Genomic DNA, 26,707 nt, shown 5'->3' on the forward strand with positions numbered 1-26,707 from the left:
ATAGCGAACCACACTAAAATGCCCGAAAGGTGGTTCAGATATGTCTAAAGAATACAAAAATTATGCTGTGCCGCTTGAGGCCGTTGAGATTCTTTTTCTGCCGGCTCTGCGGCGGCTTAGCCGTGCAGTCCCCCGCACCGTGGCGGATATATCGCAGTCCCTCTCTGAACAAACACACGCTTTAGGCACCAAAGAAGAACTTCAGGATCTCAAATCCGATGCTTTTATGCACCAGGTCAAGGCTACGCTCCAGGCGATGGCTCGCTTGGGCTATGTGCTGGTCGTTCCCAAAACCATAACCTCAAAAACTCGCTATCTGCTCAGCGATTCCGGTGCTGACATTCTAACGGCGCAGATTCGGCGCCGCGGCAGCGTCATTCCCCAAAGCGCTCGATATGAGCTCCAAAAACTGTTTACTCCGCTTTATGCAAGCGCTCCTAAGGACCCAGACAAACTGGATTCCCACGATACCCCAGCCCAAGATAAACACGAACATAGTTCGTATACCCCGATGACCACCCCGTTGAGTCCCGGTGCGTCTTTGCGGGATGCGCATCCCGATCTTATTTTGGCTCAGGCGGCATATGCGGCAGATTTTGCCGGTGATCTTATCGAACGTATTTATGCTGTTTCACCAACATATTTTGAATATATTGTGGCAGATGTCTTTAAATCTTTAGGGACTTTTCATGCAGCAGTTATAGGCGGCCCTAACGATCACGGGATTGATGTTCTTGTACATTATCCTAAAGAACTTTGTTTTCCGCCTATCTATGTTCAAGCAAAACATTATTGCGGATCATCAAAAGTAACCCTCAGCGATATTCAAAAATTTGCTGGAGCAGTTCTTTTACACAATGGGTTACAGGGCGTTTTTGTTACCTGTGGAGAATTTGCTGCGCAGGTTCCGCAACAAATGGAAGCTCTTCCCGGGGGCAACCGCATTGCTCTGGTTGACCGTGACCGTTTAGTTTCACTGATGATTCGGCACCGTGTGGGGGTCATTCATGCTCCGGGAGAATGCACATACAGAATTGATGAAGAGTACTTCTCCCGCGGAATTCCGCAGGATTCTCATGAGTGACACCTTCGAAGGACAGCAGAATCCTGTATAAATAGACCGCAAAGCTAGATCAGCAGTTCTGCGCACCTTCCTGTCATAATTCATCCTTTTGGATGAATACACTTATTCCTTTTTCCCGTTTATACTAGTAGAACAGTAAATATAGATATCAACAGGGGTACTTGTGACCATCGTAAATACGAACATGCTTCGGCATGAGAAAACACCGGTAGATAACATTCTTAAAGCGCTTTCCTGGGATGATATTCCAGAGGAGTACCGCGATGATTGCCGTGATATTGCGGTTCGAGCGGCATTAGCGCTTTTGCGCCAATTTGAACGAGCACATGAGCACGGACAGAAACTGCTTTTTCCCGAACTTTACACTCCAGTTGGGGTTGAAATAGGTTTCACCATGACCCAGCGCTATATTGCGGTGGGTAAATCCGTGTTATTTCGTGATGCGATTGACAAAATTATTGTCGCATTCGTAAATCATGATTATCTTGATGTATCGCTCAGTAATCTGCATCCGGGAAATTTGCTCTATTCTTTGAGCGAACGTGGGCTTGATTTTCTTCAACGCTCTGAGGACGAACAGCGTGAAATTCTAGAGGATCTTTTCTATCCCATTATTGGCACGCATTTGTTCTATATGCAGGATTACTATCCGCGACTGCTGGCTCAAATTAATGTGCGCAATATTGCTCCTATTGCCCTATCGGTTATTCCGCTGCATCTGAGCGTTACAGAGAGTAAACTTCGTGAGCTTGTGATGCGCGAATGTGGCTTTGTGCAGGGATGGTACGGTCTCACCCAACTGGAACAGCAGCTTTTTGAGACATCATGCGCCGAATCTGTGCGTGGACTTCTTGATGCAGGCTATCTGCGCCCTAAGGAGCACCACGATAAGATCGCATATGCGCTCACGACCGAGGGTAAGAATCTGCGGTACAGTTTCCCGCACGGGGTACCTGCCCAAGCACTCAGCGATATTTTCGATGATGCTCCCGTCTCCCTGCTCACGGTGGATCAGCTTAAACACCATGAGAAACTTCTCATTCGTATGGGGCGCGTCATCATGGATGCGGTACTCGCCAAAGGCGAGAACGCGAAGCTGCCCCTGGCCGATGTGGATCGTGCTATTGCCCAGGATGCCGAGATTCAGCAGCTTGCAGACGAAGACTCTCCTGAGTATTTGCAGGGACGCGAGCATGTTTATGACGTGCTGTTGGCGCACCGTTACCTTGAAGAGGGAGATGAAGATGAGCAAGAGGTCTTCATGGTGGGGTCTGCCTACGCCGATGCTCTTAATAGCGTAGAGGACGGCTCGATTGACGAGTTGATGCGCCGTGCGTTCCTCGATCCCGCGGCGGCGGAACAGATTCCGCATCCGCATCATATGCTTTTCGATATTCTGACCTTGGTGCGTGACAACCCGGATATCAATTTCTACGACCTGTTCGCGAAGGTTGAGGACACGCTGGATTTGCCGTATCTGCAGGCTCGTTTAGCGCCGCATCGCTCCAATACGACTCCTCGCGTGCGCAACCGGTACGCGGTTGCGGTTCAGGTTTTGAAACAGGAAGGCTATCTGCAAGTTCATGGTGGGCAGAGCGGTAGGCTTTCTCGTAAGGATCCCGAACGGTATACACTCACGCAGAGCGCCATAGAGCTTTTGGAGCGCTTCCCCAACGGTATTCCGGAGACTGTTGCCGCGCGTATCGTACCGCTTCAGAAGCAGGCACTTCGACACAAACTTCCCGAGGATATCGCGGCTGCGCTCAATACTGGCCGTAAACCGTATGAGAAGCGAGAACATTCTCAGGATTCCTATTCCTACCAGAATTCGCGCGGGCATTACGGGTCAGGTTCCCGCTCGGGCTATGGTGCTCCCGTTCAGGCGACCCCGCAGAACATTGCCCAGGCACAGGGCGGTTCGGGTGTTTCTTCGGCAGCTTACGCTTCGCAGTCCTTCACCCAGCCTGCCCCCGCCTACCAGACACCTGCGCCGGTACCGTCTCAGACACCCGGTGTAGAGCAGTCGTCGGATGCGCCTTCGGACGCTCTCAGCGCCGTCGAAGCCGCAAGGAATGCTGTGCAGGATGCGCAGAGGCGCTACCGCGATGTCTTCAAACGTGCTCTTCTTCAGCCCCAGCTGCAGGCAGTGACGAAGGACCGTTTCACCGATATTGCGGCAGACTTGTTCTCAGTACGCGGATATACGGCTGAACGTGCGGATGCTTCACAGGGTGTTCAGGTTATTGCTTACCCCTCTGGTGGGCAACGCGACCGTGCATTCTATGTGCGGGCTCAGCGTTCAGCCGACGGTGCGGTCAGCGTACAGGATATTACCAACCTGTACCTCTCTCTAGAGCAATTGGGCGGTCAACTGGGTGCGTTTATCACGGATGGAACTTTCGGTGATGATGCATACGATGAGTACATTCGATGCTCCACCAAGTACCCGCATATTCTGGTGGATCTTATCGCGGGCGACGAGCTCATGAACCGTCTAATTGCCCATCGTTTGGGTATTCGTGACGGTCGGGTGCCCGGGACGATAGAGCTCGATGACGCGTATTTCAGCGGTTCTGGCTCCGCTGCATCGTAATTATCTTAAGTACCCCTCACGCGACGGTGGCTGATAATCTCAGGATTGCTCAGCCGCCGTCGCGGCGTATGCGGCGCACGCAAGTTTCGGCGCTTCACGTACTGGACATACAGCGCAATAATGCCGTGCTGTATGCCACGCTACGTTAGTATGAAAAGTATGAGCATTCACCACGAAATTCCGGAGATTTACCGCGTCAAGCGAGCGCTGACCGACGTCGATCACATCGCCAACGAATTCTACGAAGCGGTTCTAGATTTAGATCCCGTCATTGCAACGGAGCAGGGGCGCACGGGTGTCGCGACTCAATTTCGCGACTATTCCCCCGCCGGGGAGGAAGCCTATATCCAGTTAGTGCGCGCGACCCTCAAGAAACTTAATCAGGTCATTCCCATAGACGATGTTGATCTTGTGACTCTTGATGCCATGCAGGAGCGTCTGAGGCTTAGTCTTGAGAGCCACCGTGCCGGGCTAGGCGGCTGGCAGTTAAACAACATTGTTTCGGTTCCTCAAGAGATTCGCGGCGGGTTCGATCTGATGGCGCGAAATACCGAGCAGGATTGGGCTAATATTGCCGGACGTCTGTTCAACGTTCCGCAGGCGATCACCGGTTTCGTTCAGACTCTGCATACGGCCAGGGTTGCTGGCCATGTCTCGCCGCGTCGACAGATAGAGATTGTTATCGAGCAGATCGCCGCGTATATCGCCGAGGACGGTTTCTTCGATGAGCTTGCCGCCGAGATTACTCAGGCGGTACCGGATCTTACCGAGCAGGCGCGGCGGGGTGCTAAAGCGGCAAAAGATGGGTACGCCACGCTCAAGACGTACTTGCACGAGGTGCTGCTCCCGGCAGCTCCCCAGCAGGATGCGGTCGGCCGCAAACTCTATGCCCTGCACTCTCGGGCATCCTTGGGGGCTTCTGTCGATCTTGATGAAACCTATGCCTGGGGTGTGCAGGAGCTTGACCGCATTATCGCTCAACAGCGGCAGGTTGCAGAGGAGATCGAGCCCGGAGCATCGATTGAACGCGCAAAAGAGATCCTGGATGCCGACCCGTCACGCACTCTGCACGGAACCGATGCGCTCCGCGAGTGGATGCAATCGCTCTCGGACCGCGCGGTGCACGAGCTCGCGGGTACCCAGTTTGATCTTGACGGTCCAATGCTGCGTCTGGAATGCCGCATCGCCCCTACCCATGAGGGCGGTATCTATTACACCGGCCCCTCCCCCGATTTTTCGCGCCCCGGGCGCATGTGGTGGTCTGTTCCTAAGGGCGACGATACATTTGGCACGTGGCGCGAGACTTCGACGGTGTACCACGAGGGCGTTCCGGGGCATCATCTGCAGACGGCTATTGCGCTGGTCATGAGTGAGAGCATGAATAAATGGCGTTCGCAGCTGATCTGGGTTTCCGGGCATGGTGAAGGCTGGGCGCTCTACGCTGAGCGTCTGATGGAAGAATACGGGTTCTTGACCGATCCTGGAGACCGTATGGGCATGTTGGATGGTCAGCGGATGCGCGCCGCCCGCGTGGTTTTCGACATTGGCGTGCACTGTGAGCTTCCGATCCCCGATGCTTGGGCTGAACCGCTGGGGGTTGAACCAGGCACCTTGTGGACTCCTGAGCTGGGGTACGAGTTCTTAAAACTCAATCTAGAGGGTACCGAGAGCGTTATCCGTTTTGAGTTCTTGCGGTATCTAGGGTGGCCCGGGCAGGCGCCCAGCTATAAGGTAGGTGAACGTTTGTGGCTTCAACTTCGAGACGATGCGCTTCGTGATGGGTTGTCTTTACGTGAGTTCCACACGAAAGCTCTTATGCTCGGTTCGGTAGGGCTCGATACGTTACGACGCGCCCTCACCGATGAGGTCATGCCCTATAGCGATGATGAGGATGACGACGACGATGATTAAACCCCTGCGCTTTACCGCGGAATAAAGCTAAACCCTAGAGAGCTGGCGCTAAAACCCGTATATTTTGCTGCGTATCGTACATAAACCTATGAATATACAGCAAAGTGTACGGGTTTTAGTGTGGTTAAACGCGGCGCATCAGCTAGGGAATAAGGTTCGGTTTGACCTGTACAAGATGAGGGGCAAAACGACATTCGTAGTCGGTGATAGGCCTGTCCGATTCGCGAATGCCCATACCGACTGCCTCGCCATTGACCATCCAGATGCCCAGCATCGGCAGGTTAGTGCGGTTAATAATCCCCGAGTACACCGGCGGGGCAACAAAATCCTGGTATACAAATTCGCTTTCAGGTACGTTGATAAAGTGGTCATCGTCCTCATCACGCACAAAGACATCATAATCGGGAGCATTGATCTCAATGCCATCGCCTTCGCGGCCAAATATCGGTTTACGAACCCAGTTCTTCAGACCGCCTCGCGTACCTACATGTGTTTCTAAGAGGTTGGGGTGGTTGGGATATAAATCCCATAGAGCGGCGAGCAAAATCTTATTCGACAGGAACATCTTCCATGCGGGCTCAATCCAACGGTTCATCCTATCGTGGTAGGCGAAGAGCAGCTTATCGTAACCGCTTTCGCTATCGGTCACCATATCTTCCCAGGGATAAAGCTTGAAAAGGTTCTCGATGCGTTTTCCCTCAGGGTCTTTCCAGATTTTTAGGGTCTCATCGAAAATAACCTCGTCGATACGGATAAGCTTCGTGGTCAGTCCCGCACGGTTGGCGGCATGGGCTATAAGCCAGAGGTTGTTATAGTCTTCGTCGTTAACATCAATTTCTTCGGTTACACTCGCTAAGTGCAGTCGTGGTGAACGGCCGTGAGAGAGATCGTGCGCAAACATTTGCCGCCAGCGTTCGGTAAAAGCCTCACCAATTTCACCCCAGTGTACGTAACCGCGGGTATCGAGGCGCTGATCGCTCGCCCATGTCTTCTGGCTGATAGCGGCCTCAACGATGCCGGTTGGGGTATCGGCGTTGTATTCCAGGAGTTTGAGAGGATCGCCGGGCACCCCGGAGTAGATGAAATCGAAGCGACCGTAAAAATCCGGTTCGTGGCGGTTCCACGATTCTTTAGCCAGGTTAAAGGCGGCTTCGGGAAGACCGAGCGTTCCGTAGGCACCAGATGCCATACGCTCAATAGCGTGCAGACACATTTGATGAACCTCACGCGCCTGGTCTCGCAGGTTGGTCATTTCTGCGGGTGTAAAAACATAGGCCGCATACTCATTCCAATAGTGCTGCATATCGTGTGGACCATCGACGCTATAGGTCAGACCTTCGTCAATAATGGTTTGTTCCCAGCCGGGGCGTCCCACCGGAAATTCTTCGCGTTTCATATTATCTTTCGTGATAAGACACCGCCGCTGAGTACGATGTGCAGTATAGGAACTTGTAGAGAATTCTCATCTGCGGGGCGTATAGAGCAACCGGCGCAGGTATAGATACGTCGGCCGGGTATTTGTATCCCTTGAGAAAATACGCGGGGCGGGCTATCCGCCGGAGGTACCGCCTCCGGACTTCGAGCCTCCGCCGAAGCCGCCTTTACTCCCGGAGCCGCCGCCTTTATTATTCGAGCTGCTTCCACCCTTACCGCCCGAGTTATTCCCTGTCAGCCCCGTTCCCTTAGAGGTCGTAGTCTTGCCGCCGCTGCGCGATTCCGTCACCTTGCCCGAGGAATAGGTGGAAGTCTTTTTAGCACTCTTATAGGAGGATTCAAATCCGCCGCCGCTGCGGGAAAGACCGCTGTATACCGTTCCCGAATTGGGGCGTGTGGTGCTGCCGCCGCTCAGAGATGATCCCACGGCGGGAATGGAGGTAGTGCCGGCGCTGCGGCGCCCTAGGTAGTACCACAGGAACGCATTGGTTGTACCGGAATGGTGTGTCGTGCCCGAATTACCGGAATTCTGAGTTCCGGAATGAGAATCGCCCGAAGAGCCAGAGCTGGAATCCGAAGAAGTATTCCCGGCCTCTTTCTCTGCCTTCTCGCATTGCTCATCCTCAACGCGCAGCCCGGTGTTGGAGTCTTGACAAACCTGAGCGTATTCTTCACCGTCCGCGCTAAAGGCTTCCTCGCTCTGGTGCAAAGAGTTATAGGCGAATATGCCGCCGCCTGCCAAAAGGGCACCGGCGCCGAACACTGCGAGCGCTTTCTTACCGGTACCGCGTGCAGGAGGAGACTTGAGGTCTTGACTGTCCTGTACGTTCTCCGGATGCTCTACGTCTGCGGCATCTGCGGTTTGATGTTCGGCCCCGCTCACGGGTCATTTCTCCTTCACACTATCCTGTCTCGGTGATAACAGGCTCTTTTCAGGATACCAAGCACGCCTCGCACAAAGGCTTTTCTTAGCCGATAAAAATTAGCAATAATACGTGCCTCGGGTCTTTTTCGGTGGCGCTTGTACGGTCACGCTATGTCATACAGTCATAGTTCGTCACACTAATTACCGCTGTTCTCTCTTACGGGTCTACAGTAACGCCATGCCTACTACACATGAAACACCGCAAAAATCTAGATTTCCCAGCTGGGCTACTTCTTTCGGACATCAAATTATAGCTTCCCTTATTCTGGGCATCGCGCTCGGGTACGTTGCACTCGCCCTCGGCGGCGATGCAAAAAATAATCCCAACTGGCTCATGGCCACTCTAGACGCTGTCGGCACGTCCTATGTGACTCTCCTTAAGGCCGCGGTGATCCCGCTGGTGTTTACCGCCGTCGTTGCCTCAATCTCGAATCTCTCGCAGGTGACGAATGCGGCGCGTTTAGCGGTTAAGACTCTTATCTGGTTTGCTATTACAGCATTTTTTGCGGTCTCCATCGGTATCGTACTGGGGCTGCTCGTTCAGCCTGGTGTGGGTGCCGAGGTAAGCGCCTCGGGCAGCACCAGCACCCGGGGATCATGGACAGCATTTCTGACCGGGATTATCCCCTCCAATTTCTTAGGGCTTGAGGTCACCACGAAAACCACCGACTCCGGTATAACTTCTTCGGTTTCCTTTAACGTGCTCCAAATGCTCGTGATTTCGGGGGCTATCGGTATTGCGGCTCTGAAGGTGGGCGATGCGGCTAAGCCCTTTATCGATATCGTCAAGAGCGCGCTCGCCATTATTCAGAAGGTGCTGTGGTGGATTATTCGCCTCGCTCCGCTGGGCACGATCGGGCTGATCGGGCATGCCGTCTATGCCTACGGCTGGACATCCATGGGCTCGCTGGTGAAGTTCATTGCGGCACTGTATGCGGGTCTGCTCCTCGTGTTCCTGGTGGTGTATCCCCTGATCGTGAAGCTCAACGGGCTCTCTGTGAAACAGTACTTCTCGGGCGTATGGCCCGCAGTGCAGCTTGGTTTCGTATCGCGGTCTTCGATGGGCACTATGCCCATGACTGAGGCCGTTACCGAACGTAATCTCGGCGTGCCGCGTGCATACGCATCCTTTGCAGTGCCGCTGGGTTCTACGACCAAAATGGATGGATGCGCCTCTGTCTACCCCGCGCTGGCAGCTATTTTTGTGGCGCAATTCTACGGAGTGCACCTGGATATTTCGCAGTATCTGCTGATTATTCTGGTGTCGGTGTTGGGTTCTGCCGCTACGGCAGGTACAACGGGCGCTATCGTGATGCTCACTCTGACCCTTTCGACTGTGGGCCTTCCTCTTGATGGAGTGGGTCTTCTATTGGCGATTGACCCGATTATTGATATGGGACGTACCGCTTTGAACGTGGCCGGGCAAGCTTTGGTTCCCACGATTGTCTCTAAGCGCGAGGGTATCCTCAGCGCCGAGATCTACAATGCACCGCGCAGCGCTAACGGGTTTGTGCCGCAGGATCTTGTGGAAGCCGCCCAGTCGAAGCTGATTCGTGGCGAGGATACCTCGCCTAGTTCTGCCAAGGTTACTGCTGCGTCCTAGGCGGTTCTTGGCTACGGCATAGGGATGCGGCGCATCGGTATGGTACGGAGACTATTCTCTCGTATGAAGACCAATCTTGATACTCGTTCTAAAATAAAGATATGACTTCCCAATCTTCTGTTCCATCCGGTGCGTCGCATTCGGCATCAAAGCCCGCACCGCGCCTGATTCTGGCTTCCGCATCACCCGCGCGTAAAAAGCTCCTTGAAGACTCCGGCATTATGTTTGATATTCATGTCTCCGATGTCGATGAGGATGCGGTGCTCGCCAGTGCTGCCCAGCGTGCCCGTGAAGAGGGACGTACCGACCTAACCCCGGCGGAGGTTTCCGGCATTCTTGCGGAGGCAAAGGCACGCGCGGTTGCTGATTCTCTTGCCGCCCAGGGTATAGTAAACGCCTTCGTGCTCGGATGCGATTCTGTCTTTGAGTTTGAATCGGTCGCCTACGGCAAACCGCACACCCCTGAGAAAGCACGCGAGCGCATCGCTGCGATGAGCGGTCGAAGCGGGGTGCTCCACACCGGGCATTGCCTCATAGATTTACGGGATGGGATCGGTGAGACCAAAGATAAACAGCTTCCCGCCGTTCAGCAGGTACGCAGCGCTACCGTAAACTTTGCGCCGATGAGCGCCGCAGAGGTCGATGCTTACGTTGCCACGGGCGAGCCACTTCATGTAGCGGGTTCCTTTACCCTCGACGGATATGGTGCTGCCTTTATTCAAGGCATCCGCGGGGAATCACATACGGTGATTGGGCTGTCGGTGAATGCACTCAAGGAAATGCTCTCACAATATGGGATATCGATAAACATGTTCTGGAAGTCCTCATCAGACTAACGACCGCTAAGCCAAACCCGGTATAAGCATCCTCACTTTTCTTATATTTTTCGCGTCATTCGGCGCTATATATTCGCCATTCTCAGCTTTTCTCGCTATGCTTTCGGCAGGATAAAAAGGAGAGCCTCAGTGACTCACAACCCGGCAAAAGCCATCAAAAACTTTACAGCTGTTCCCGGACACCATACCGGTCCGGTCAGTAAAATTCTTATTGCTAACCGCGGCGAGATCGCGGTACGTATTATTCGCGCAGCCCGTGACGAAGGTTTAGAGACCGTCGCCGTTTATGCAGAACCGGATCGCGATGCCCAGCATGTTAAACTCGCAGACGAGGCTTACGCTCTAGGAGGGGCGACCGCGCCCCAGTCATATCTGGTGATGGACAAGCTCATTGAGGTAGCTATTCGTTCCGGCGCGGATGCGGTGCATCCCGGCTACGGTTTCCTTTCAGAAAACGCCGAATTCGCCCAAAAAGTCATTGATGCCGGATTAACCTGGATTGGTCCCTCCCCCGAATCTATTACCCAGTTGGGCGATAAAGTCGCCGCGCGCCATATCGCCCAGAAAGTGGGTGCCCCCTTGGTACCGGGGACCAAGGATCCCGTAGAGTCTGCCGATGAAGTGCTCGCCTTTGCCGACGAGCATGGTTTGCCCATCGCGATCAAGGCGGCGTTCGGTGGCGGCGGTCGCGGCATCAAGGTTGTGCGCAACCGTAGCGATATTATCGAGCTCTACGAATCCGCCGTGCGTGAAGCGGTCGCAGCCTACGGCCGCGGAGAATGTTTTATTGAGCGTTTCCTAGATTCCCCGCGCCATATCGAAACTCAGTGCCTGGCCGATGCTCACGGCAATGTGCAAGTCGTTTCGACCCGTGATTGTTCTCTTCAACGCCGTAACCAAAAGCTCGTAGAGGAAGCCCCCGCCCCGTACCTTACGGAAGAACAAAGCGACCGGCTCTATGAAGCATCCCGTAAGATTCTGCAGGAAGCCGGATACCAGGGTGCGGGTACCTGCGAGTTCCTGCTTGCCCCCGACGGAGCGATTTCCTTCCTAGAGGTGAACACCCGCTTGCAGGTTGAACACCCGGTTTCCGAGGAAGTATCGGGCATTGATCTGGTGCGCGAACAGTTCCGCATTGCCCGCGGCGAGAAAATCGATCCGCAGAGCCCCCAGCTGCGCGGTCATTCCTTCGAGTTCCGCATCAACGGCGAAGATGCAGGGCGTTCCTTCATGCCAGCACCGGGTACCATCGAAAAACTTCGTGTTCCTTCCGGCCCCGGTGTACGCTGGGATTCCGGCTTCGTAGAAGGCGATGCTATCAGCGGCAACTTCGACTCAATGCTCGCCAAGCTCATCGTGACCGGTGCTACCCGCGAGCAGGCGATCGAACGCGCTCGCCGAGCCCTAGACGAGCTCACACTCGACGGCCTTCCGACAGTGGTTCCCTTCCACCGCGCAGTTCTGGACGAACCCGATTTCGCCCCCGCAGCAGGAGCAGATTTCAAGGTTCACACCCGGTGGATCGAAACCGATTACAAGAACACCATTTCGCCCTACTCCGGCGCTCCCGGCAGTGTGGATGATGACGATGCCGAACGTCAAACCGTGGTCGTTGAGGTTAATGGTAAGCGTCTTGAGGTTATTCTACCTGAATTGGGCGGTACTCCTGCCAAGAGCAGTTCAAAGCCCGCATCGAAAACCCGTAAGTCCCGTGCTCGCGGCGGTTCAAATGCGGTCAGCGGAGACGATCTGACAAGCCCCATGCAGGGTACGATCGTGAAGGTCTCCGTTGCCGATGGGGACACAGTCGCCGAAGGCGATCTGATCCTGGTGCTAGAGGCTATGAAGATGGAACAGCCTATCAACGCGCATAAGGCCGGTAAGATTTCCGGGCTGTCCTTGAAGGCGGGCGATACCGTCACCGCAGGTGCCGTTCTAGCCACCATCAAATAGCCTTCTAACGGGACTCTATGTCTATAGCCCGCCGGATGCGTTCTCTCATACGCATCCGGCGGTTTGTTGTTCGTGTATTCCTGATTTTTCATCCTCGAACACTGAAATACAGCTGAATGGTCCAGATGATGAATACAGGATGTTGGCACCGTATCGCGAGGCGTAGAATATAAAAGTTGAGAATCTACACTCACAACATCGAGCGTAGTCGCTACTATCCCTTTTTCAGGAGCTAATTCACGATGAGCACACACGCGCCCGACGTTTCCGCCGGGCACAACACGCAGGTTGAGAATACAACCCCCAAGAGCAGAGTTATTATCGCCTCTCTGGTGGGCACCACCATCGAATTCTACGACTTCTATATTTACGCCACCGCAGCGGTAGCGGTTTTCCCGGTTCTGTTTTTTGCCTCCAAAGATGACACTACGGCTTTATTAGCTTCTTTCGCTTCCTTCGGGGTCGCCTTTATCGCCCGCCCCTTGGGTTCTATCGTTTTCGGTCACTTCGGCGATAAGATCGGCCGTAAAGCAACGCTCGTGGGCGCACTTCTGACCATGGGGTTGGCGACCTTCCTCATCGGCTTGTTGCCCACCTACTATCAGATTGGTCTGTGGGCACCGGTCATGCTGACCATTATGCGTTTCTGCCAGGGTCTAGGCCTAGGCGGCGAATGGTCGGGTGCGGCTCTGCTCGCCAGCGAATATGCCGAAGAAGGCAAACGTGCACGTTCCGCTATGTGGCCTCAGTTAGGCGCGCCTATCGGGTTCTTTCTTGCCAATGGACTTATGTTGCTTCTAACCGGGTGGATCACTTTCAACTCCGCCACAGATGGTAAGAACCTCGATCACCCCTTCCTCGTCTGGGGCTGGCGTATTCCGTTCTTGCTCTCCATCCTCATGGTTGCTGTAGGCCTGTATGTACGTTTCAAGCTCGAAGAAACCCCTGTCTTTGCCAAAGCTGTCAAGAATGATGAGAAGGTTAAGACCCCGCTGGTTGAGGCGTTCAAAGTTGCCTGGTGGCCCATGATCCAGGGCACTTTCATTATGGTGGCATGCTACGTGCTGTTCTACCTAATGACGACGTGGATTCTCTCCTACGGTAAAGCTGATGTTAAAAACGGTGGGTTAGGAATCGCCTACCACAAGTTCTTGGAGATTCAGCTCATCTCTATCATTGGTTTTGCGCTCTTTATTCCCGTCTCGGGATGGTTAGCCGACAAATACGGTCGCCGCAAACAGCAGCTGTGGACCACTATTGCCATGGCTGTCTTCGGCGGTACTTTCGCCCTGGTCATTGCTCCCTCCGTCGTGGGAACCGGCAAAAACGCTAACCTCGTTATTATTACCATCTTCATGTTCATCGGAATGTGCCTGATGGGGCTTTCTTTCGGCTCCATGAGCGCCTACCTGCCCGAGCTGTACCCCACTAATGTGCGGTACACCGCCAGCGGTATCGCCTACAACATGGCATCTATTTTGGGAGCCGCCTTGACCCCGTTCGTGGCGGTATGGCTGAATACGAAGTTTGGTGTTGGGGCCGTCGGATACTACCTAGCAGGTGCATCCTTGCTGAGTGTTCTCTTCATCTTGCTCACGCATGAAACCCGCGACGTCGATATGAACGCGGTCAGCACTAAATAACCTGAATACTGTAAGCATTTGAGGGGCGTGGCTCTACACAAGTCACGCCCCTCAAATCTATATCAAGAGCTGTAGTGAAAACTAAACACGGGTGTGAAGCTGCCGCGAGGCCGTAGAAATCGCCTCGGATAGAGACGGGTAAACAGTAAAGGTAGCGGCCAAATCATCCACTGTCAGTTTCTTCTCGATAGCCAGCGCAATAGGATAGATAAGTTCGGATGCACGCGGACCGACCACGACCCCGCCAATCACAGTACCGGAGTGCTTACGGGCAAAAATCTTCACAAAGCCGTCTTGGAACGCCATCATTTTGGCGCGCGGATTCGTAGTCAACGGAAGCATGACAGCCTCGCCTCGGTAAACCCCGGCGGCAAGGTCTTTCTCACTAATACCCACGGTCGCAATCTCCGGGGTGGTGAAAATATTCGCTGCCACTCGGTCGGTGCGAAGCGGATGCACCGTATCACCCAAAAGATGCGCCATCGCGATGCGCCCCTGCATAGCGGCTACGGAAGCCAACGGGTACACACCCGTGCAGTCTCCAGCAGCGTAAATATGCGGTACTGACGTACGTGAAACAGCATCGACAACCACATATCCCGACTCGTTGGTCTCTACACCAGCGGTCTCAAGACCCAGTCCTTCAGTGTTGGGAATAGAACCAATTGCGACCAAGCAATGCGTGCCAGAAACCTTGCGTCCATCGGAGAGAGTCACCACCACGCCGTCGTTGGTGCGTTCCACGGCGCTCGCACGTGACCGCGGCATTACCCGAACACCACGGCGCTCAAAGACGTCTTCCAGCACACGCGCGGCGTCTTCGTCTTCGCCCGGAAGCACACGATCTCGCGAAGAAATTAGGGTCACCTGGGAGCCAAGCCCGTTATAGGCAGAGGCAAATTCGGCACCGGTAACACCCGAACCGATCACGATGAGTTCGCGAGGTACCTCACGCAGATTATAGAGCTGTGTCCAGGTGAGAATCCGTTCCCCATCAGGCTGCCCGGTCGCCATCTCACGCGGGTGCGTCCCGACCGAAAGCAGAATAAAGTCTGCATGCAGGTCATATTCCAGCCCGGTATTATCGGTAACCGCAACGGTGTGCGGGTCGGTAAGTTTACCGGTGCCGCTGATAATTTTGACCCCGGCGGAGGCAAGGGCCCGTTTGATATCGGCAGATTGTTGATGCGCTAGATCCAAAACACGGCTATTCACCCGGTTCATATCTACTTGCAGCTGCGGTGCGTTGCCCTTGGTATTTTCGATCCCCAATCGCCCAGCATCAGAGAAACGAGTCATCATATCTGCGGTAGCGATAAGCGTTTTCGAAGGTACTACATCGGTTAGGACTGCGGATCCGCCTAGAGCATTACGTTCGATGATTGTTACATCAGCATTCGATGATGCTGCCACAAGCGCGGCCTCATAGCCGCCGGGCCCAGCGCCTAGTATCACGATTCGTTGGGATGCATAGTTCACTGTTGAAGTCACACTTTCATTGTGTGCTATCACACTGAAATACTCAACCGAAACCGCCGTCGTCTCCAGGATATTAAATGCCGATTTTTGGTGCCGAGTAGGTACCGTGATGCCTGCAGGAGCGGCAAAGTCGCCGAGAACGCTACGGATACATCTTGCTGCCTACGAGAGTCTTATATTTGCCGGGTAACGTCATGAACCCGTAGTTTGAGTTTGCGCAGTGTCATAAGTGTGCATTCGTGCGGGTAAAAACACTATACTTGAGAAAGGATTTCTCGGTTTATAAAGGTTTATAGGGCACTGAAACCGGGGTGAAGCACACACATCATCGACCCAATGCAGGTCGCTACAGATGAAGGAAAATTATGGCTAAAACGACGAAACCTCCCGCCTACTCCGGGCAGGGCAGGCATCTTGAGAACGCAGTGTTGTTCATCGGCTGCTTCGTATTTTTGCTTCTATCCCTCTACCTGCTGGGCACCTACCCCGAAGGCGGTCCGGTTCTGTATGCCGGAGCCCTCGTTGCGTTTGGAATTTTCTTTGGTGTTGTGTTCCATCTGCTGCCCTCGAAGACAACCCGTAAGATTACGGATCAGAATAAGGTACAGAAGTAACTGAAGTACCTCATTTTATAGTTTTTCTTATCTGCCGGATGGTGTCACAATCTATAAGAAATGTGGCACCATCCGGCAGTATGTTGCTCCCACGCTATTCCTTGCTGCCAAACCTTACCGGTCCGCTCGTGCCAAATTCTCCGCTGCGAACCTTAGCTCGATGGGCGACATAAAACAGGAGGGCAGGTGCACCGCAAGCAACCGCGATCAGCAGGTACGCCACTACAACGAAGTACACCGTTAACCCGTACGAGCTGAAAAATACCCAGACAATCGTTCCTAAGGCGACAAAACCTAGCGCAGCCCATCCCACGATACTCAGCAGAAGTCGCACCCAGCCTTTCGGGGTGCGCGGGGTAGGTGCCGATGACATCATGACTCCTCCAATGCTTTCGGGTCTGCCGAGTAGATAGAGTTAATTAACTTCGAGCACCATTCCAACATAGGACCGTCAATAAGGTCCACGCCACCGACCGGCAAAGTCTTAGGACGCGGAACCAGAGTCAGCCACGTGCTCAGACCCTTCGGTTGGGTGTGAGTTGAGCCGGGATACACACGTTTGAGGCGCATCTGCCGTGATTCCGGCAGCGGTTCGCCGCTGACCACACGCAGTTTCGGCCCCAGCGCAGTAATCTCATGGATGCCTGCTTCCCGTGCTTCGCGGCGCAGCACCGCCACCTGAAGCAGATTCTCCACAGGCTCGGGTAAGGCACCGTAACGATCGTGAAGTTCTTCGCGTACCTCCGCGATTTTCTGTTCGGTGTCTGCGGAAGCTATCTGGCGGTATGCCTGCAGGCGTAGACGTTCCGCATCAATATAATCATGCGGAATATGGGCGTTGACAGGAAGATCAACCTTAACCTCGGCCTCGGTGTTCTCCTGTTCGCCGCGGAAGTTGGCTACAGCTTCTCCCACGAGACGCAGATACAGATCAAAACCGACACCCGCGATATGCCCGGACTGTTCGCCGCCGAGCAGGTTTCCGGCGCCACGAATTTCAAGGTCCTTCATCGCCAGCTGCAGACCGGCACCCAGCTCGTTATGGGTCGCTACAGCTTTGAGGCGTTCATGCGCGACCTCACCAAGGCTCTTATCCGTCGGGTACAGGAAGTAGGCATAAGCCCGTTCACGCCCGCGACCCACACGCCCGCGCAACTGGTGCAGCTGACTCAGTCCATAATTCTGGGCGTTATCGACAATCAGGGTATTGGCGTTTGAAATATCCAACCCGGTTTCCACGATGGTTGTACACACCAGAACATCGAAGCGTCGCTCCCAGAAGTCCACGATAATCTGCTCAAGCCGAGATTCGCTCATGCGCCCGTGCGCCGTGGCGATGCGCGCCTCCGGCACGAGCTTACCGATTTCGGCGGCAACAGTATCAATATTCGCCACCCTGTTATGGACGAAGAATACCTGCCCTTCCCGCATAAGTTCGCGTCGAATAGCGGCAGTAATCTGGGCATCGGTACGCGGACCCACAAAGGTCAGCACGGGATGCCTCTCTTCCGGCGCAGTTGCCAACGTTGAGGTCTCCCGAATACCGGTAAGCGACATTTCAAGCGTGCGCGGAATTGGGGTGGCGCTCATGGCAAGCACATCCACATTAGTGCGCATCTGCTTGAGCTTTTCCTTATGCTCCACGCCAAAGCGCTGTTCCTCATCAATAACGACGAGTCCAAGATCCTTGAACTTCACGTTTTCCGAGAGGATGCGGTGAGTACCAATCACCACATCTATGCTCCCGGAGGCAATATCCTCCACGATAGCGCGGGTTTCTTTAGCCTTTTGGAAGCGCGATAGCACCTTAATTTTGATGGGGAATCCCGAGAAACGCTCGGTAAAAGTCTCAAAATGCTGCTGCGCCAGCAGGGTTGTGGGTACAAGTATGGCAACCTGTTTACCATCCTGCACGGCTTTGAAGGCCGCCCGAATAGCGACCTCCGTTTTGCCAAAGCCGACGTCCCCGGAGATCAGGCGATCCATGGGGATTTCCTTCTCCATATCCACCTTAACCTCGTGAATAGCGGTAAGCTGGTCGGGAGTCTCATTATAAGGAAAAGATTCCTCAAGTTCCCGTTGCCAGGGAGTATCTTCTGAGAATGCATGACCGCGCGAAGCTTGCCGTGCCGAATAGAGTTTCACCAGGTCAGCGGCGATTTCTTTAACTGCTTTACGTGCGCGGCTCTTTGTCTTAGCCCAGTCGCTCCCGCCCATTTTAGAGAGGGTCGGGGTTTCGCTTCCCACATAGTGCGAAATGAGATCCAGCTGATCGGAGGGCACAAAGAGGCGGTCAGGGGCTCCCCCGCGTTTTGAAGGCGCATACTCGATCACCAGGTATTCTTTCAAAGGGGTTTCCCCATGTTTTGAAGACACTCCAGCGACTGGGCGCGAAGCCATTTCAATGAATTTACCGATACCGTGACGTTCGTGCACCACATAATCGCCAGGGGTTAGTGCCAGAGGATCGACGGCGTTACGTCGTTTACGGGGTTTGAGTTTTTTGCCGCTCGTGCCACGTGGCGCATAGGTGCCGCGCCTGCCCAAAATTTCACCTTCAGTCAAAACAGCAAGGCGCGCCTCAGGAATTAAAAATCCGGCAGAGGCTGGGGTCTCACAAACTTCGACTACTCCGGGTTGTAGGGCGCCTTCCGTTCCCCCGTCGAGGGTTTCCCGACGTATGGCTGGAATTGGGTCTTCTCCTGAGATACTCTCGCGGAAAAGTTCGATGAGGCGGTCGGTGGATCCTCGCCCATTGGTAAGCGCCAGTACCGTCCAGCCGTCACGAACCAGCGAACCAACCTCGTGAAGCATTTGTTCTACCGAGCCGGTGAAGGATGCTGGAGCCTGTGCCGCGACCGTCATAGTTGGGATGTCGTCGTCGAGAGCATTGTTGAGAAGATCTACACTATCGACAAGCTCGGTGATTTCCCACCAGGATAGGTTACGGTCCAAAGATTCCTGCTGGGTCGCGGCAATCGTGCGGAACCCGCTGTCGCTAACCCGAAGCTGTCCCAAGTCTATAGGCGCACGCGAGCCCGCATCAGCGGAAGCATCCCAAGCGGCCGCTAAAAACTCCTCGTTGGTTGCCACAAGGTCTTCGGCACGGGCACGCACCCGCTCAGGTTCCAGAGAAATAATGAGTGATTCTTCGGGGAGCAGAGACACAAGAGTCTGCATTTTATCGACAAGAAGCGGGGTTAGAGATTCCATGCCTTCGACATAGATACCTCCCGCGATTTTCTCAAGCATGCTTGATGCCGTCGGATAGTCCGTTTTGAGTCGGGCAGCACGTCCCATAACTTCCGGGGTAATGAGAAGCTCACGGCATGGGAGCAAGGTAACGTGCGTTGGGTGGTCTGCTTCCTGCCCTAGAGTACGCTGGTCTGCCGTTGAGAAGTAACGTATTTCGTCAAGTTCGTCGCCGAAGAATTCCAAGCGAACTGGATGCTGTGCGGTGGGTGCAAAGACGTCGATAATACCGCCTCGAACCGCATATTCACCACGCTTTGCTACGAGATCTACACGCGAGTATGCGGCATCTGTTAGACCTTTAATAACGTCTTTGAAAGAGTATTCTTCACCGCGTGCCAGGCTTACCGGTTCCAGGTTCTCAATACCAGCCACGAGGGGCTGAATGACCGCGCGCACCGGGGCTATAACAACCTGTGGAGTCGGCGTTTCAAGATGAGTTATAGAGCGCAGAACATTCAAACGTTTTCCCACGGTATCGCTGCGTGGCGAAAGCCGTTCATGCGGCAAAGTTTCCCATGCGGGAAAGCTCTCGATATGGTGATCAGGCAAATATGAGTGCAGGGCATGTGCGGTATCCTCAGCCTGTCGCTCGGTTGGTGTAATAATGAGCGTCAGCGGAGTTTTTCCGGTTCTGGACTGGCGCCGTACTGCAACGGCAAGATCAGCTATAAGGGGTGCCTGTACACCGGCGACGGCGCCAATTAGGGTTTGGACAGGACGTTCCGCAGCGGGAACATCGCAGGCTTCAAGAATATGACGGTAGGAGGGCTGTTCTGCCAGAAGACGGCTCAGTCCAGTTAGTTTCACGGATACTCCTTCTACCGGATGCGGTGGCTATCAAGGCGGCGCCTCCCAATAACGCGTGCGCTCTATATTGCCACGTTGATGCGTTTGGGTACCCGTCTATCTTATACCGTAGGGGTATCTCGCTCAGGCTTTTTGTCTATCTCCTCGACTACAGCCGGTGGGGCGGGTCTTCACGATAAAATCTATTGTTCGTCGTTTCCTATCTGCTCATATTTTTGAGGATGGCATGCGAAATGCATATTTTTAACTGTTCATGAAAGTGTCCTTAAGGTATATACCCTTGTAAATCCTGGTTTTAAGGCCGTGGCTAGGAAATTTATAGCAGGGTTTGCCCGCCTCCCTTCTCCCTTGTTATCACAGGGAACATGTTTTCTGGGGGTATATACTATTATTTTTTATTTGATAGGTAAAGTATGTGCCAAGTCTCAGAACGTATATTGGGTGAATATTTATAAATTTAAGAGCTTTAAGTATCTTTCAAGTAGACTCAGTTGCCGAAACCCAATCCCTCCCAACCCCCTCAGAAGTTTTATAGGTATTTTATGAGTAAATTTCTATACACGAGAACAACTATCAACTTTGTATCGAAACAACCATTTACACCTTTCTTTTGATAAGGGTTCATAAAATATTTATTAGGTTTTCTTATAGTATTTGTCCACCCCTCGGACTATCCGCGAGTATTGTGACCTCACCGCGGTCACAACTTTCGTTCGCTGTGCTAGCCTATAGGTATCCACGGAAAGTTCTGTGCCTTCATGGCGCGGTGTAGCCCCATGGAAAATAATAAAAACCAACGGGTACTCCCGTCGGCAATAGCAATTCACTCACTTATAATTACACAAAGGGTGGGTTGTCGTTATTGTTGGCAGAAGTGCCTTCACTTTACCGATAACCAACCACCTTACAACTGAACGAGAAAGATCGTGCTTCGTACGTTTTCTTCACTTCCGAAACAGCGACGGGCAGCAACGGGCTTACTTCTGAGTTTGTCTTTGATAGTCCCCCTTGCGGCATGCTCTCAGTCATCAGATCAACAGACTGCGAGCCCCGACAGCTCAGCTTCAGCAAGCTCGTCATCTTCTGCTTCAAGCGCATCTAGCGCTTCTTCCGCCCCTTCTTCTGAAACTGCTACTTCCTCTGAATCTGCACAGGCTGAAGTTCCTGCGCAGGACGAAAATTATCCCCAAGCAGAGCAACTCAAAGACGCTAAAACTGTCTCGACTGACGCGGCCGAGGTTAAAGAAGTCAACGGTCTCGTAAACTCCTATGAGCAGACCATGTCTTCTGTTCCAAGCGCGCCTGAAGGTTCAGCAGATACTGCTTCATCAGATTCCGGTCAACCCCGGCAGTTTCTTGATGAGGCAACCATGGACTCCATCAACAAGGTAGCTGTAGACAACGCCGCCGAAGAATACGCGGCATCCGCTGCCGAGTATGCCCAAAACGGTTGGCATTACGAGGGCACCAGCACGGTCGTCGGCAGCCCCAAAGTTGCCGAAGGAACCTACCAGGGCAAGCGTGCACGATTCGTCGAGGTGTGCCTGGATTCCTCCCAAGTCAAGACCAAAGACAGCGCGGGTCGGGAACTCCAGAGCGGAGGCAAACGAGCTCTCAATATATATACGCTGGTCGAATCTGACGGCACGTGGAAAATAGCCCAACACGACTTCCCTAACAATCCCGATTGCTAAGCACATGGTACGTCGTACCTACAGGCATCATAAGGCCGTTTTATCCTTCGGTGTCTGCCCGTGTTTATTCCACTCCTTCAATACGTATTCAGCATTCAACGGAGGTGCAATAAAACCATGAAATTTGCTAGAAAAGCGACTACGGCGGTAGGGCTTGCCCTGACGCTTGGACTTTCCGGGCTAGCCCCGGTAGGTCCCGTAGCCTACGCTGCTGAGGATGCGGTCGTTCACGACGGCTCCTCCAGCGACAAGGCAGCCGCTTCCTGTTATGAAGCTAAACAAGTCAACAAGGATGCAAAATCCGGTAAGTACTGGCTGTACACCCCTTCGATGTCGGCTCCACAGCAGTTCTACTGCGACCAGGAGACTAACGGCGGCGGTTGGGTTCTGATTGGTCGCGGCCGTGACGGTTGGACCGAGAACTACCACGGTCGAGGTGCTGCATCTAAGCTGTACACCAGCCCTGAGGGTGACGACGCAATGACTCCGGTACAGCTGCCCTCTACCACTGTTGATGAGCTGCTGAACGGTCAGAAGCCGCAGGATCTTGAAGATGGCGTGCGCTTCCGCCGCGCCCTGAATACTGACGGCACGGAATGGCAGAACATCACGGCGCATCGTGATCAGACCGAGCGTTGGACCTGGGCTCTGCGAAGCAACAATATCTGGTCCAATATTGACGTCAGCGCGGATAACCCCCAGTACATGCAGAGGGACCGTACCCACTTCGACAAGACTGAGGGCCATATTCAGCAAAATGGCACCTACTCGGTGCTGAACTTTGATGAGCAGCGTGAGCAGGGATGGAAGCTCGGTTTTAGCTACAGCCGTGATGTTCGTGCTAACGGAAATCGCAATGAGAGCGCAAGCAACTCATATCTGTACCGCCCGAGCGGTTCCAACGCTACTCCCTTCGCTTTCACTCAGGTGTACCTGCGCCCGAAGCTGACCCAGCAGAACATGGGTGCACAGGCTATTGGCGATAACGGTACTGCGGCAAGTAACCGCCGCGCACTGCCCAAGAGCGGTTCTATGCCATGGAAGTGGCGCACAAGCGATAAGTCCGGAACCGGTAACGTCAACGAAATGAACACCTACGTTCAGGCTATTACTCAGGTAGGCGACACTGTCTTCACCGGCGGTGACTTTGCATACCTGGAGTCTGCAGCCGGTGCTCATGTGGATCAGTCTTATCTTGCTGGTTTCAACGTCAATACTGGTGAACTGGTACAGACCTTCAAGCCGAAGTTCAATGGTCAAATTAAGTCTCTTGAGGCTCTGCCGAACAACAAGTTGGCCGTTGGTGGCGAATTCACCGAGGTTAACGGAGAAAAGGTGCCCGGTTTTGCGGTGCTTGACCCCGCAACCGGACAGCTTGACCGCGAACTGAACCTGCAGGTTGAAAACAATGTTTCCGGTTCAGCTCTTTCTGTGAAGACTCTGCAAGCTCAGGGAGATTACCTGTACTTGGGCGGTACGTTTACCCATCTCAAGAGCTCAGGAACCCCCAATAAGGTTTACTCCCGTAACGCTGCTCGCGTGAAGATCTCCACCAACCAGGTTGATCGCACGTGGACCCCGCGTTTCAACGGAACAGTAAATGGTATGAGTGCATCGGCAGATAACTCCGAGGTATTTGCCGCCGGTTACTTCACCGAGATGAATGACCAACGCGCATTCCGTGTGGCACGTATCCTCGATTCCGCCAAGAAGGTCGGCACATGGGAGGTCACTCCCTCATACCTTCCGGATCCACAAACCCGCGAGAAAAGGGTGTGGGGCTTCCACTTTGACGTTCAGGATGCTGGCAGCTCCGTATGGCTTGGCGGTACTGAGCACATGATTTCTCAGTACACTAAGAACGAACCAATGACCCGTTTGAGCTCGAGTATTACCCGCAACGGCGGTGATTTCCAGGATCTGCATCTCAACGGTAATAACATCTACGGCGCCTGCCACTGTGGTGACTTCCTGTACCAGGGCAGCGGCACCCACGACTACGCATGGCGTGGTTCTACCGTGACCGACAGCATCCGTTTGGTTGCTGCGTTCGATAAGGACAGCGGTAAAACTCTCCCCGAGTTCGCTCCTACTCTTAAGGGTAAGAGTGGTCACGGCATCTGGGAATCCTTCGTGGACTCCAATGGTGTACTGTGGGTTGGCGGCGATTTGAACCGCTCCCTAGGTGAAAATGGTGTACAGCAGGAATCTGTTGGCTTCGTACGCTACGCACCACGCGATGTTACTCCCCCGCCTGCTCCGAGTAACCTGACTGTTACTCAATCCGGTGATAACGATCAGCTGAACTGGAGCGCATCTGGCGAGGCGGGTGCACGTTACCATGTGCTCCGTAACGATCGCGTGATTGCTACTGTGAACGGCACCAGCTACAGGGTAAAGCACACCGACAACGCTCGTTACTTCGTGCGTGCGGCTGATGCAAACGGTAACTACTCTGCTTCTACTTCGGTTGCTGTATCTGGCAAGAAGGCTGAGCAGCCTAAGCAGGAGAACCCCAAGCAGGAGAATCCGCAGCCTCAGCCGGAAAACCCTAAGCAGGACGATCCTAAGCAAGAGGACCCCAAGCAGGAACAGCCCAAACAAGAGCAGCCCAAGCAGGAAGATCCTAAACAGGATGATCCCAAGCAAGAGCAGCCCAAGCAGGAAGATCCTAAGCAAGAGCAGCCTAAACAGGATGATCCCAAGCAGGATGACAATAAGAATATCGTCAAGCCTCAGCCGGAAAACCCCATCCAGGACGATCCTAAGCAAGAGGACCCCAAGCAGGAACAGCCCAAGCAGGACAACCCGAAGCAGGAAGATCCTAAACAGGATGAACAGCCTCAGCCGGAAAACCCTGCGACAGACGACCAGGTTCAGCCCGCTGATCCCAACGATGATCTGAAGCCGAACGAGCCTAAGCAGCAGGAGAACCCGAAGCAGGAACAGCCCAAGCAGGAAGATCCTAAACAGGACAATCCCAAGCAAGAGCAGCCCAAACAAGAGGACCCGAAGCAGGAGCAGAAGCCCCAGGGCGATCAGGTTCTCGTCGATAGCGGTTCTTCATGGGTCTACCGCGTAGGCAGCGACCGCGCCGAAAGCGAATGGAAAACTCGTTCATGGCTCGGCGGTGCATGGTCTCGCGGCAAGGCTCCCCTGGGTGCTGGCTCGGTGAATGTTGAGACCGAGGTGAATACCTTCTTTGGTACTCCGATGAGCATCTACGCCCGTAAGGACGTTACCCTCACGAAGGAACAGGCTCAGCAGTATCTGAAGCTCACCACCTACGCAGATGACGGTACTGTGGTTTATGTCAACGGCAAGGAAGTTGCTCGTAAGAACATGCCGCAGGGTCGTATCTCGGCTAACACCCCCGCAACCCAGCGTCCGGAAAGCCAGAACGCTCAGCTGTTCTCAGTTGACGTTCCTGCTGAGTACCTGCGCGAAGGTCGCAACGCAATCGCCGTTGAGGTTCACGCTAACTCGCACTGGAGCAACAACATCAGCTTCGATATGCAGGTTATTTCCACCGCGCAGCACCAGAATCCCCTTCCTGAAGTACAGAATCAGGAGGATAACGGTCAGCAGCACCGCCCTCAGGTCTGGTACTGGTACTACCCGGAGTACTACGGCAACTATGGTAACGGTGACTACTACGGTCGTCGTAACCAACGCGTAGCCTATAACTACGATCACCGTGGTTTTGGTTACATGGGTGGCTTCGGTTATGCCCACGGATTCTTCGGTCGTGCATTCTACGACTACGGATTCGGTTGGTAATCACCTAACCCCCGCGTAGGGACTGCATAAACGCTCCTGTAGCTGGATTTAGTATTCGGCTACGGGGGCGTTTTTCAGCGCGATACCGTCTTCAATGTTTGACTAAGAGTCAGTAAAATAAGGCGCGTATGGCAAAGTCCTACTTTTTAGAGCATTTTATTTCTATAATCTTTATGACTTACTTTTTGCTCGGACACTCGGTTTTAGATCGCATGTCTTCCGGCGGGCTTAGGTAACAGCAAACGTCGTCATCACCCGCGGCACCACCTCAAACTTTGATCACCGATTAGGATTCTTCACATGGGTCACATCACTACGCCAAGCACAGCAAAACGCCCCGGCTTTTCGGATACTCTGAGAGCGCTTGAGCAGGCGCAAAAACCAGGTATTGGAGTTCCCGCATACACCCGATGGGTAAACCGCAGGATTGCACGCTATTTCGCTGCTGCCGCTGTCTCTCTTGGTATTACGCCCAACGGCGTTACGGCGGTCAGCGCAGCTATCTCAGCGGCAGGTGTTATCGTTCTTCTAACCACTCCCCCAACAATCCTGACAGGCGTTATCGTTGCGTTTCTGTTTGCCCTCGGTTACGGGCTTGATTCAGCGGACGGGCAGGTAGCCCGCGTGACCGGCGCATCCTCACCCGCAGGAGAATGGCTTGACCATGTAGTAGATTCCATGCGAGTGCCCACCGTACACCTAGCGACGCTGGTAGGTTTTATCCGTTTTCCCGAGTACTTCTCTGTATCACATACCACCGATGGTTTTCCCGGTGGCTGGATTCTTTGGGCACTGCCCATGGCATTCACAGTACTCACCGCCGGACATTTTATGAGTCAGATTCTCGCTGAGCAGCTGCGCAAAAACCGTAAAACTGCGGCACCTTCGACCGGGGGTAACCTCCGTTCCTTCATCAATCTGCATATGGACGCCGGTACGCTCTGCTGGATCTATATTTTTTGGGGTTTTGGCGTGATCTTCGTCTTCGTCTATGCGCTTCTTTTCTTGGCAAATGCGGCGACCGTTTTGCTGTCTATGCGCCGTAAATACGTCACACTTGCAACCCCCGCACCGTCCCCCTCGCAGGAGGCATAAC

16 protein-coding genes are annotated in these 26,707 nt (G+C 53.8%); 11 read left to right on the forward strand and 5 right to left on the reverse strand.

What is annotated here, in order from left to right; genetic code table 11:
- The first annotated feature begins 40 nt into the window (after positions 1–40).
- The 3 genes from HMPREF2958_RS07065 (at position 41) to HMPREF2958_RS07075 (ending at position 5,588) form a co-directional block, all read left to right on the forward strand.
- Positions 41–1,084 carry a restriction endonuclease gene (locus HMPREF2958_RS07065; protein WP_070697507.1) on the forward strand — a complete coding sequence of 348 codons (1,044 nt, stop codon included), beginning with the start codon at positions 41–43 and terminating at the stop codon, positions 1,082–1,084.
- 163 nt (positions 1,085–1,247) lie between these two features.
- Entirely contained in the window at positions 1,248–3,677 is a 2,430-nt protein-coding gene (locus HMPREF2958_RS07070; RefSeq protein WP_246828072.1) for a restriction endonuclease, read from the forward strand.
- 159 nt (positions 3,678–3,836) lie between these two features.
- A complete protein-coding gene (locus HMPREF2958_RS07075) occupies positions 3,837–5,588 on the forward strand; it encodes a DUF885 domain-containing protein (protein ID WP_070697508.1) in 1,752 nt (583 codons plus the stop codon).
- A gap of 142 nt (positions 5,589–5,730) precedes the next feature.
- Here the strand turns inward: HMPREF2958_RS07075 and HMPREF2958_RS07080 are convergent, their stop codons facing one another.
- The gene (locus HMPREF2958_RS07080) at positions 5,731–6,984 is read right to left on the reverse strand and encodes a glutathionylspermidine synthase family protein (RefSeq protein WP_070697509.1); all 1,254 of its coding nucleotides are present in this window, start codon (positions 6,982–6,984) and stop codon (positions 5,731–5,733) included.
- A gap of 153 nt (positions 6,985–7,137) precedes the next feature.
- Positions 7,138–7,905 carry a hypothetical protein gene (locus HMPREF2958_RS07085; protein ID WP_070697510.1) on the reverse strand — a complete coding sequence of 256 codons (768 nt, stop codon included), beginning with the start codon at positions 7,903–7,905 and terminating at the stop codon, positions 7,138–7,140.
- Between the two features lie 220 nt (positions 7,906–8,125).
- On the opposite strand from HMPREF2958_RS07085, the gene HMPREF2958_RS07090 reads away from it, so the two are divergent.
- The 4 genes from HMPREF2958_RS07090 to HMPREF2958_RS07105 all read left to right on the forward strand — a co-directional run bounded on the left by HMPREF2958_RS07090 (position 8,126) and on the right by HMPREF2958_RS07105 (position 13,982).
- Positions 8,126–9,550, forward strand: coding sequence for a dicarboxylate/amino acid:cation symporter (locus HMPREF2958_RS07090; protein ID WP_070697511.1), 1,425 nt, complete (start codon positions 8,126–8,128; stop codon positions 9,548–9,550).
- 101 nt (positions 9,551–9,651) lie between these two features.
- On the forward strand, positions 9,652–10,386 hold the full coding sequence (locus HMPREF2958_RS07095) for a Maf family protein (RefSeq protein WP_070697512.1): 735 nt from the start codon (positions 9,652–9,654) through the stop codon (positions 10,384–10,386).
- Positions 10,387–10,515: 129 nt separating this feature from the next.
- Positions 10,516–12,339, forward strand: a complete 1,824-nt coding sequence (locus HMPREF2958_RS07100; RefSeq protein ID WP_070697513.1) for an acetyl/propionyl/methylcrotonyl-CoA carboxylase subunit alpha — start codon at positions 10,516–10,518, stop codon at positions 12,337–12,339.
- Positions 12,340–12,581: 242 nt separating this feature from the next.
- Positions 12,582–13,982 carry an MFS transporter gene (locus HMPREF2958_RS07105; protein ID WP_070697514.1) on the forward strand — a complete coding sequence of 467 codons (1,401 nt, stop codon included), beginning with the start codon at positions 12,582–12,584 and terminating at the stop codon, positions 13,980–13,982.
- A gap of 81 nt (positions 13,983–14,063) precedes the next feature.
- Here HMPREF2958_RS07105 and HMPREF2958_RS07110 read toward each other — a convergent pair whose 3' ends face one another.
- Positions 14,064–15,473: an NAD(P)H-quinone dehydrogenase gene (locus HMPREF2958_RS07110; protein ID WP_070697515.1), complete on the reverse strand. Its 1,410-nt coding sequence runs from the start codon at positions 15,471–15,473 to the stop codon at positions 14,064–14,066.
- Positions 15,474–15,826: 353 nt separating this feature from the next.
- Here HMPREF2958_RS07110 and HMPREF2958_RS07115 point away from each other — a divergent pair, with 353 nt between their 5' ends.
- Entirely contained in the window at positions 15,827–16,075 is a 249-nt protein-coding gene (locus HMPREF2958_RS07115) for a hypothetical protein (protein WP_004006172.1), read from the forward strand.
- A gap of 94 nt (positions 16,076–16,169) precedes the next feature.
- On the opposite strand, the gene HMPREF2958_RS07120 is transcribed toward HMPREF2958_RS07115, so the two are convergent.
- The gene (locus HMPREF2958_RS07120; protein WP_246826713.1) at positions 16,170–16,448 is read right to left on the reverse strand and encodes an amino acid transporter; all 279 of its coding nucleotides are present in this window, start codon (positions 16,446–16,448) and stop codon (positions 16,170–16,172) included.
- Positions 16,448–20,137: a transcription-repair coupling factor gene (gene mfd, locus HMPREF2958_RS07125; RefSeq protein ID WP_070697516.1), complete on the reverse strand. Its 3,690-nt coding sequence runs from the start codon at positions 20,135–20,137 to the stop codon at positions 16,448–16,450. The genes HMPREF2958_RS07120 and mfd overlap by 1 nt, the downstream gene beginning before the upstream one ends.
- Before the next feature lie 926 nt (positions 20,138–21,063).
- On the opposite strand from mfd, the gene HMPREF2958_RS07130 reads away from it, so the two are divergent.
- From HMPREF2958_RS07130 to HMPREF2958_RS07140, 3 genes are all read left to right on the forward strand, one after another.
- Positions 21,064–21,831 carry an IMS domain-containing protein gene (locus tag HMPREF2958_RS07130; RefSeq protein ID WP_070697517.1) on the forward strand — a complete coding sequence of 256 codons (768 nt, stop codon included), beginning with the start codon at positions 21,064–21,066 and terminating at the stop codon, positions 21,829–21,831.
- Between the two features lie 117 nt (positions 21,832–21,948).
- A complete protein-coding gene (locus tag HMPREF2958_RS07135) occupies positions 21,949–25,611 on the forward strand; it encodes a fibrinogen-like YCDxxxxGGGW domain-containing protein (RefSeq protein WP_070697518.1) in 3,663 nt (1,220 codons plus the stop codon).
- Between the two features lie 300 nt (positions 25,612–25,911).
- Entirely contained in the window at positions 25,912–26,706 is a 795-nt protein-coding gene (locus HMPREF2958_RS07140; protein WP_070697519.1) for a CDP-alcohol phosphatidyltransferase family protein, read from the forward strand.
- Position 26,707: the final 1 nt, after the last annotated feature.

The organism is Rothia sp. HMSC036D11 (genome assembly GCF_001814205.1).
Lineage (GTDB): Bacteria > Actinomycetota > Actinomycetes > Actinomycetales > Micrococcaceae > Rothia > Rothia dentocariosa.

What these genes read in the sequence shown, in the direction of transcription:
- HMPREF2958_RS07065 (WP_070697507.1), top strand. Translation starts at nt 41, where the DNA reads ATGTCTAAAGAATACAAAAATTATGCTGTGCCGCTTGAGGCCGTTGAG.
- HMPREF2958_RS07075 (WP_070697508.1), top strand. Translation starts at nt 3,837, where the DNA reads ATGAGCATTCACCACGAAATTCCGGAGATTTACCGCGTCAAGCGAGCG.
- HMPREF2958_RS07080 (WP_070697509.1), bottom strand. Translation starts at nt 6,984, where the DNA reads ATGAAACGCGAAGAATTTCCGGTGGGACGCCCCGGCTGGGAACAAACC.
- HMPREF2958_RS07090 (WP_070697511.1), top strand. Translation starts at nt 8,126, where the DNA reads ATGCCTACTACACATGAAACACCGCAAAAATCTAGATTTCCCAGCTGG.
- HMPREF2958_RS07095 (WP_070697512.1), top strand. Translation starts at nt 9,652, where the DNA reads ATGACTTCCCAATCTTCTGTTCCATCCGGTGCGTCGCATTCGGCATCA.
- HMPREF2958_RS07105 (WP_070697514.1), top strand. Translation starts at nt 12,582, where the DNA reads ATGAGCACACACGCGCCCGACGTTTCCGCCGGGCACAACACGCAGGTT.
- HMPREF2958_RS07115 (WP_004006172.1), top strand. Translation starts at nt 15,827, where the DNA reads ATGGCTAAAACGACGAAACCTCCCGCCTACTCCGGGCAGGGCAGGCAT.
- HMPREF2958_RS07120 (WP_246826713.1), bottom strand. Translation starts at nt 16,448, where the DNA reads ATGTCATCGGCACCTACCCCGCGCACCCCGAAAGGCTGGGTGCGACTT.
- HMPREF2958_RS07135 (WP_070697518.1), top strand. Translation starts at nt 21,949, where the DNA reads ATGAAATTTGCTAGAAAAGCGACTACGGCGGTAGGGCTTGCCCTGACG.
- HMPREF2958_RS07140 (WP_070697519.1), top strand. Translation starts at nt 25,912, where the DNA reads ATGGGTCACATCACTACGCCAAGCACAGCAAAACGCCCCGGCTTTTCG.